This is a genomic window from Siminovitchia jepli, assembly GCF_047228825.1.
Taxonomy (GTDB): domain Bacteria; phylum Bacillota; class Bacilli; order Bacillales; family Bacillaceae_C; genus Siminovitchia.
Map to the genome: position 1 here is coordinate 1 of NZ_JBFEGN010000116.1, position 8644 is coordinate 8644.

The following is an 8644-nucleotide window of genomic DNA, read 5'->3' on the forward strand; positions in this document are numbered from 1 at the left end:
TATACGGGAGTTGGAGCATTTATACGGGAGTTGGAGCATTTATACGGGAGTTGGAGCATTTATACGGGAGTTGGAGCGATGCCCCGGCTCGTATTCTACGAGCGGGGCATCGCTCCAAACATGAATAAAGAAATCTTGACTTTCTGAACCATTCCCCATATAATTGAGCTTGTGTGTAAAATAATGCAGCCTGGAGGATTGCATGGATGTTTCGTATTTTATTCCTCTCTTATGAGGTGCATCGCGTAACCCGCTGCTGCTAGGGCGAAGGTGCATGAAAATAAAATACCCATCTATGTAAATCTCGTATCGGTTTTTATTTTACAACAAAATAAAACCAAAGGAGGAGTCATCCATGGCTCGTTATACCGGCCCAAGCTGGAAACTATCACGCCGTCTCGGCATTTCTTTAAGCGGTACTGGAAAAGAATTGGAAAGACGTCCGTATGCACCTGGACAACATGGTCCTAATCAACGCAAAAAGCTATCTGAATATGGCTTGCAGCTTCAAGAAAAACAAAAGCTTCGCCATATGTACGGAGTTACTGAACGCCAGTTCAAAAACACTTTTATCAAAGCTGGAAAAATGAAAGGTAAACATGGTGAAAACTTCATGATCCTTCTAGAACAGCGCCTAGATAATGTCGTTTACCGCCTTGGCCTTGCGCGCACTCGCCGTCAAGCACGCCAGCTCGTAAATCACGGCCATATCCTTGTAGACGGACGCCGCGTTGACATTCCGTCTTACAAAGTAAACCCTGGCCAAGTAATCAGCGTTCGCGAAAAGTCAAGGAATCTTGACATCATCAAGGAGTCTGTCGAAGCTACCAACTTTATTCCAGATTATGTTTCTTTCGATGCAGACAAGCTTGAAGGAACATTGGTACGTCTTCCGGAGCGTTCCGAATTGCCTCCGGAAATCAATGAATCCTTTATCGTTGAGTTCTACTCACGTTAGGAAATTCACTTTGCAAAGCGTAGCATGAAAAGCCTTAGAAACCTTGAAATATCAAAGGTTCGGGGCTTTTTTGTTTTTCTTAGAATTGCAAGATAAAGCATGAAAATGAACGTATTTGGGGCTAATTTGGGGCTGATTAATATTAATCAGTTTAGGCGTATGTAGGGGAATGGATATATTTCAAAAAAATAAAATACAAGCTGAATTTATGATTATAAATCTTTTTTAAGTAAAACAATAATCACCTTTTATTATCGGCAATCTTATACGGAAAACAGCTTTGTATCCCTCTGAATGTCAATATAAGTACATAACTATCAACAATTAGTGTATCTCTTATTATTAAAATCTACCTCTCTAATTAACAAATTTCCTTTTTGAAAAATAAAGTTATAGTAACTATGATAATCAATCCATCAACTAATTTTTCCTGCAGAAATGAATGTAATAATTCTCCTCCCCCAATAATCCAAATATTTTTCCGTTCTTGGTTTTTTTGTTTGTTAACAAAATTAATTACATTTACCATTATAAATTTAACGTCTTAAGTATTTTCATTTAAAGACCTTGTAAACACATAACATTCTTAGTGTTTAAACGAGAATTCCAGTAAATTTAGGCTCATTACCCAATCGCATATTAGTGTGGAATTCTTATAAACCCTCATAATTGCTCACAAAAAAGCTCTCCATTTAAAAATAAGTATTTCAATACAAAATCCCTTTTCATAAAGTATCTTCATTCTATTGACTTTAACGTAACGTAATACTTTATAGTAGTAATTGAAGGAGGCGCAAAGTGATGGATATGAAGGTAAAAGAAGTGGCAGAATTGGTTGGTGTTAGTATTCGTACACTTCATCATTATGATCAGATTGGATTGTTGTCCCCAAAAGAAATCACTGATTCTGGTTATCGGCTCTATTCAGAAGAAAACCTTGAAACATTACAACAAATTTTATTTTTCAAAGAACTTGGATTCACCTTAAAGGAAATTAAAAAGATTATTAACAGCCCCTCATTTAACCGACAAGAAGCATTGATTTTACAACGAAAAATGTTGATTGAGAAACGAAATAAAGTCGATAAAATGATTGAAACCATTGATAAGACGATTAAACATATGGCGGGAGAAATACAAATGACGAATGAAGAGAGGTTTGAGGGAATTAATGTTGGATTCAACCAATTTGAAGAAGAAGCTCGCCTTCGTTGGGGAAATAAATCTATCGATGAGATATACACAAAACTAAAGGATTGTCCAAGATGAACAAAATGATTTACCTTATAGATGGGATATGATCTTCAATAAACTTGCATGGCTTCGTGATCAATGCCCCAAATCCTAAAAGGTACAACCAACAATTAAAGAATGGTATGACTTTTTAAATAAAAACTTTAGTAACTACTCCCTTGATACCTTTTATGGATTAGGTCAACTCTATATTAATGATGAACGTTTCACAAAAAATATAGATCAGTATGGTGAGGGTTTAGCAAAACTCATGATTGAGGCGATGAAGGTCTTTACGAATAATCAAATAAGAGGTGGTAGCAATGAAAATAATAATTGAGGATACCATTGAACAATACGAAAAATTGTTTTCAATGGAAGAAGATAAAGAAAATTTTTATCGGTACTCAATGATGAAGCCCTTTGAAAAGATGTGGAATATGATTAATGTTCCATTAAAGGCTAAGCAACCTAATGGGTATGATGTAATAATGGCTACAAATATGCTTGGTTATCTTAATGTATCAGATACTCAAATTGGAAGACAAGCATTAGAAAGTTTAAAAGAAATTCAGGCTCTTCAAACAGCACATAGCACTTTAAATCATTGTATTAATTTTATTGAAAAAAATAATATAAATATTAATACTGATGAATTGAGATTTGGTATGTATATAGCTGACCCGAAGAAGCTCGAATTACAAAAAGGTTATTGTGGTTTTGGAGGAATTCCAGGGTTTATTCAAGTATCTATTTACCCAAACTCCTATAATATTCCAAGGATTCCTGCTGTAATTGCACATGAATTCCATCATAATATCCGTTTTTCATATTTTGATTGGGATCATGGAGACGTTACCGTTGGTGATTACTTAATTATAGAGGGTTTAGCTGAGTCATTTGCAAAAGAACTTTATGGAGAAGATCTTTTAGGACCTTGGGTTACATCTTTTGATAAAGAGGACTTGGAATATTCAAAAGAAGTTATAAAGGATGCTTTAGATATTAAAGGGTTTGCTGAGGTCAGCAGTTATATGTTTGGTGATACCATTGCAAAAGAACAAGGCTATCAACCTGTTGGCTTATCACCATTTGCTGGTTATGCAGTAGGCTACCAAGCAGTACAATCTTTCATGGAAACCAATAATGTGGGGATAGTAGAAGCTACCTTACTGGGCACAGATGAAATACTAAGCAATTGTGGACTGTTTTCTAAATAACCTGTTTGTACTAATGAAGGCATTACTGCGATAGCTAAGTAATGCCTTTCTTATTTAACTGCAATTCATATGATTTTCTTATTAAATGCTCAATAAAACAAAGGGAAATGGAATAATGACAATTAATATGCTCAATCTACCAAGTTTTAAGATTCTTGATATAGGAGAGTGAATATGATTATAGGTTCTTAGTTGAGACTACATTGCCATCTCCTTCTTATTGCCCAAAATGTGGTACAGTTGCTAATCTATATAAGCATGGTAAAAAGGAACAATTATTCTTTGATTTGCCGATGCATGCTAAACGAGTTGGCATCTTCGTTAAAAATGTAATGGGTGTGGGGATACATTCTATTCTTTGAATGTCTCCCAGATATTGATGAAGGGCGTTCTGTTACCAATAGGCTAATTTAATTGGGTTCAAGGAGCAAGCAACCAGAATTTTATATTTAATAACTAATTGAGGACAAAAAAGATGTTGTATATAGCATAAAAAGGAATTCAAATGCCTATGTGGTGTTTAAACAGAATAAACTCCCCACGAAGCGATAAATGACGTATAAATATCATATGGTACTTGCTACCTCTATCTATTCTATTACTCATTCCAGTACAGGGGAGACCAATCGATTAGTAGAATCCACTGAAGGAGAAAGATCGTTCGGTTATGTCAGTTAGTAATCTTTACCTTCCGCCGTCAATGAAGGCTTATTTATGTGAATTCCCATTAAATCTCCTGTAAGCATTGCTAACTTCGGTAATCTTCTTAAGCGTGAATGTAAAAGCCAAACGATAGAAACAAATAGAAATCCTAACCCTGCAAAAGAAAATGTTAGAGTACTACTGGTTACACTAGCAACATAACCACCAACTATGGAACCAATTGGCATAGCAATCGCACTCATACTACCAGATACTGTATTTATACGCCCCAAGAGTTCGTGTGGAACTACGGTTTGTAACGTTGTTGCAAAAATGACATTTGTACCACCAATGGGAATCCATGCAAGAGCAAAACATACTATAGCGATAGATGTAATCGGAAATATTGCTGCAAGGATCCACAATAGTGCACTAAAACAAAAGGATATTGTTACAAAAATACCTAACCGAAATCTTCCCATCCACGATCCGCATAATGCACCAACTAATCCACCAACAGACATAGCTGCCAAATAAAAACCGTAAAACATCGGACCTCCCCGTACATCTGCAAGGGATGGCAAAATTGCCATAGTAGCCCCGATACAAAAATTTGCAACAATCGAACCAATTAAAAATACAGCAATTAATGAACGATAAACAACACGAAATCCTTCCTTTAAGTCAGTAATATATTGCAAAATCTTCTGTTTTCCAGTTCTGCTATCTTTTTGTTCAACCTTTCTAGGCAATTGTATCAAACTAAACAATATTGCTGCCATCGCAAAAATAATGGAATCGGCTAGATATAACAAAACTACTCCAAAAAAAGTGACAAGAATACCTGAAATAGCATTAAACACTAGATCAATTCCCTGATAGGCAAAAGCAAAATAAGAATTACCTTTAATTAAGTGCTTTTTTTCTAAAATGATAGGTAATGCCTTTGTTTGTGATGGATAAGCGAATTGCTGAATAAATGAAGCGATTGGCATAATGATTAATACAAGCTGAACTGTTAACAAGTCAAAATAGTATGTGATTGGAATTAAGAAAATCAATAATGTTTGAAGTAGTTGGGTAACGATTAACGTTTTTTTTACTTGCCATTGATCTACAAAAGGACCGGTAATAAACTGTAATGAGGAAGGCAAAAGCGTTAGAAATCCCGCAAGTCCTGTGTAAAATGCATTTCCACCCAGCTTATAAACGAGCCACATTGTAGTGACATAATACAAACTGTCCCCAATATTTGTTACAACCCTACCGATTAATAAAAATAAATAATTTCTGTTCTTAAAAATATCCATCCAACTCTTTCCCCTTATTCTTTCTCATCCGTTTGAAAACCAACGGTAGTAATATAATATTTATTTTTCTTACCCTTTGATTGTAGGCCCATATGGTGTAACTCTTTTAAAAGAGCATAATACTTTATTTTCCATTGTGTAAATTGCTCTTCCGTTGCCTCCAGTTCCCAAGTAGAAGAAATAAAACGTCGTTCCAATGGTTTTTCATTCGGTTCTCTTGTTTCGAAGGATTCGGCGGGAGCTTCCCTAATTTCTTGTTTGGCACGTTCTAGAATTCCATACATTAATTGTTTGGTTGTATCTCTTATTTCCTTTTTTCTCGGAAGAAGTTTTTCAGAAATTTGGAAATCAGCCGCCACTGCTTGGTAAAACTTCTGTACAATACCATTTTTTTCTTCCGTTTTTACGATTTGGACTAACCCATTTTTCTCCAATTCCTTTAGGTGGTAATGGATCTTCCCGCGTGGGATTGACAAAATCTCAGAAAGTTGTTGACCAGTATAAGCACGCATCACCAAATGCATCATCATTTCGGCACGTAACGGATCACTTAATGCTTTTAACTGATTAAAATCATCAATAATCAAATTATTTTTCATCTCTTTAATAACCACCCTTTGTAAAATAAACTAAAACGGTTAAAAATATTTGACTGTATTATACTATAAAAAATTAAAAAAAGGAAATGAATAACTGCAACAGAATCTGTCAAGTATTTACGGGAGCTATTCTCACCTTTAAGTTTTATAACCATATTTTTCTAAAAAAACAGGAAATATTTATTAGGAAAAATCACTTTTTCTTATCAAAGAACTTCAACTATAAATTTAATCGGAAAGACAGAAATCCCTTTGGATTTCATGATGTCTGTGATAATAAATCTTGAAGAAATTTAAAGAACTATCCTCTAACCGTCATGTGTATCCCTATCTGTATCGTCTAAAACCCTGCAAAAATAAGTAGCACTTTCCATATAGTTTATATTGATTGCTACTTGCCAGAACAGACATATGTCTCAAAGGAATATTATTATTTATCATTTTCGTTTTTTTGCTACTTCAAAGTGAAGGATTTTTTGTTCTCATAAAACTATTATTCTTTTAATAAAATATTCATTCCAATCTTTTAATCATCAACTATTTATCAAAATAATTAAACCAACAATAGCCATAATCCACGACAATGTTGCTCCCTGGTTTTTCTCTAACCTCAATTTTATTTTCATTAATGGTTCCCGAAGCCATTGTTTAAATAATAAATGTATTCCAATAAGAATGAGCGGTGGAAGTACCATAATGAAGTTATAACCTGCTAGTATGGGAATCCATTGAAATGGATTTAATTTGACTGTTGTCATGATGCCGATAGCCGCAAAATAAGGTAATGCTGTCCCGACTTCAATTAAACCAGTCATTAAGCCAAGCATAACCATGGCCAACATACTTTTCGACTTCGGTTTATATGTTTTAGGGGTGGATTTAGCTGGTACAAAAAAACTCCCAATAAATAGCCCCAAACCTAAATAAAACATAAATTGACTGAGTATAACACTTTCATCGAAACTCGGAAACTTATGGAAAATACTTCCAACCCCCATCATTAAAAATATTCTACAGTAAAATAAAAGATGCCAACCGTTAACAGATAAGCAAATAACCTTCTGATTAATCGCTCCTCTTCCATAAGTAGCATATAAACAGTTACACTTAACGTTGTCGGACTCAATGTGTCCACTAAAGCTAATATGCCTATCGGAATTAAAAATTCAAAACTCACTTTATATCATCCTTTTCTTGCATTATTGGCTAAATATTCACAATAATGATTTTTACACAATAAACACAAAACACTTAATAGGATAGGAAAAGTACGTCAATTATCGTATAGAAATATTCCCCGAGGCTGTTTTTATTCCAATAAAATAAATTCCTTCATTTGCTTTCCCTTCAATCGATTTATCATTTTGCTTTTCTATGTCAATTGGTACAGTAATTGTTTGTAACCCACTTGCTGTCTTTGTCTGTAATTCAATGTCCGGTTGTATCGTATTCAACGATACAACTACGTTTCCGCTCGATGTTGTAATATTTACATCACTATGGAAATCCTTGAAGTCTAGTGTAACATTCCCGCTTTTCTCATTTACTTCGATATTTGTTGTTTCAAGGTCTTCCGATGTTACATTTCCGGATGTTCCATTAATAATAACTTTTCCTGTAAAATCTTTTGAAATCTTGACTATGAGTTGATTATTTAAATTAATTTTCGGACCAATGTTAAAGATCCTTTTCTCCATAGATATGGATACTTCATTTGCCTTTTCGGATACATCAATATTTTTATTTGAGTGTAACACTTCTAAATTTGACTGTTCTACACTGATTAGATGAACATTTTCACTTCCATGGTCAATGTAAATAGTATCAATACCATCAAGATCAATTGAGTGTACAACTTCTTCTTGATTAAAATTACATCCCGTTAACAATATCATGCTTAAAAAAATAGTAATCAAATATTTTTTCATCTTTATCCCTCTTAAAAACAAATTTTTATAAAAATCCATCTATTCTACCTTGAACAATTTTACAGATGAAACTTCAATGTCGCTTATTTTCATAAAAATCCCATGCCTCTTCTATTAAATTTAATATATCCTGTTCTATCGGATAAAAGCCCATCTTTGTTGATTTTTCTGGTGATTTACGTATTTCCCATAATTTATTAAAAAAATCATCATTTTCACCAAATGTATCTATTGCCTTTTCATACATACAATGTATAATTTGCTGAATTTCTGGAGAATTAGCACCCTTATGTTTGAATTTTTTCAAATCAACCAAATAGGAAATCCATTCAAGAGAGTGCGGATCATCACTGTCCATTTTCGGTAATTTGTTAAGTAATTTCCTTTCACCTTGATGAAAATATTTATCACGAAATATATTTTGTTGTTCATTTTTACTCTGATACAATTGAATTAATTTATTTATATATGTCAAATCAACCGAATTCTCAATTTTTAAGGTGTTTAAGAGTCCTTTTAGCGTTTTTTCTATTTGAATAATTCTTTGTTTTTCTTGCAAAATATAGTTTAACTGATTTTTTAGTCCGATCTCCCAATCCCAGTTTTTATCAGATAACATCTCCTTTATCTCGATTAAACGAAATCCTAAAGATTTTAAAAATTGGATTTCCTGAAGTTTTTTGGTTCAGTAAAATAACGTGGGGTAGTTGACAAAATTCGACTCTAACAAAGTCCGTGTTCCCTATAGTGCCTT

7 protein-coding genes and 2 pseudogenes are annotated in these 8644 nt (G+C 33.7%); 4 read left to right on the top strand and 5 right to left on the bottom strand.

The features are described from left to right. Positions 1–355: 355 nt before the first annotated feature. From rpsD to AB1L08_RS20465, 4 genes and pseudogenes are all read left to right on the top strand, one after another. A complete protein-coding gene (rpsD, locus tag AB1L08_RS20450; protein ID WP_413066466.1) occupies positions 356–958 on the top strand; it encodes a 30S ribosomal protein S4 in 603 nt (200 codons plus the stop codon). Between the two features lie 801 nt (positions 959–1759). After that, positions 1760–2531: pseudogene (locus AB1L08_RS20455) on the top strand (MerR family transcriptional regulator). Then, positions 2515–3411, top strand: a complete 897-nt coding sequence (locus tag AB1L08_RS20460) for a DUF2268 domain-containing putative Zn-dependent protease (RefSeq protein ID WP_336253402.1) — start codon at positions 2515–2517, stop codon at positions 3409–3411. The pseudogene AB1L08_RS20455 and the gene AB1L08_RS20460 overlap by 17 nt, the downstream one beginning before the upstream one ends. Before the next feature lie 203 nt (positions 3412–3614). Further along, complete coding sequence (locus AB1L08_RS20465) at positions 3615–3773, top strand: transposase family protein (protein WP_368985466.1); 159 nt, start codon at positions 3615–3617, stop codon at positions 3771–3773. A gap of 312 nt (positions 3774–4085) precedes the next feature. Here AB1L08_RS20465 and AB1L08_RS20470 read toward each other — a convergent pair whose 3' ends face one another. From AB1L08_RS20470 to AB1L08_RS20490, 5 genes and pseudogenes are all read right to left on the bottom strand, one after another. After that, a complete protein-coding gene (locus AB1L08_RS20470) occupies positions 4086–5363 on the bottom strand; it encodes an MFS transporter (RefSeq protein ID WP_413066467.1) in 1278 nt (425 codons plus the stop codon). Positions 5364–5377: 14 nt separating this feature from the next. Continuing rightward, complete coding sequence (locus tag AB1L08_RS20475) at positions 5378–5962, bottom strand: ArsR family transcriptional regulator (protein WP_413066468.1); 585 nt, start codon at positions 5960–5962, stop codon at positions 5378–5380. A gap of 533 nt (positions 5963–6495) precedes the next feature. Then, positions 6496–7139, bottom strand: a pseudogene (locus tag AB1L08_RS20480) (GAP family protein). Positions 7140–7239: 100 nt separating this feature from the next. Then, positions 7240–7890, bottom strand: a complete 651-nt coding sequence (locus tag AB1L08_RS20485) for a DUF4097 family beta strand repeat-containing protein (RefSeq protein WP_164216693.1) — start codon at positions 7888–7890, stop codon at positions 7240–7242. 73 nt (positions 7891–7963) lie between these two features. Continuing rightward, complete coding sequence (locus tag AB1L08_RS20490; RefSeq protein WP_413066469.1) at positions 7964–8509, bottom strand: MerR family transcriptional regulator; 546 nt, start codon at positions 8507–8509, stop codon at positions 7964–7966. Positions 8510–8644: the final 135 nt, after the last annotated feature.

Excerpts from the sequence above, each read along its gene's own strand:
- AB1L08_RS20475 (WP_413066468.1), bottom strand. The coding sequence starts at position 5,962 with ATGAAAAATAATTTGATTATTGATGATTTTAATCAGTTAAAAGCATTA.
- AB1L08_RS20460 (WP_336253402.1), top strand. The coding sequence starts at position 2,515 with ATGAAAATAATAATTGAGGATACCATTGAACAATACGAAAAATTGTTT.
- AB1L08_RS20485 (WP_164216693.1), bottom strand. The coding sequence starts at position 7,890 with ATGAAAAAATATTTGATTACTATTTTTTTAAGCATGATATTGTTAACG.
- AB1L08_RS20470 (WP_413066467.1), bottom strand. The coding sequence starts at position 5,363 with ATGGATATTTTTAAGAACAGAAATTATTTATTTTTATTAATCGGTAGG.
- rpsD (WP_413066466.1), top strand. The coding sequence starts at position 356 with ATGGCTCGTTATACCGGCCCAAGCTGGAAACTATCACGCCGTCTCGGC.
- AB1L08_RS20490 (WP_413066469.1), bottom strand. The coding sequence starts at position 8,509 with ATGTTATCTGATAAAAACTGGGATTGGGAGATCGGACTAAAAAATCAG.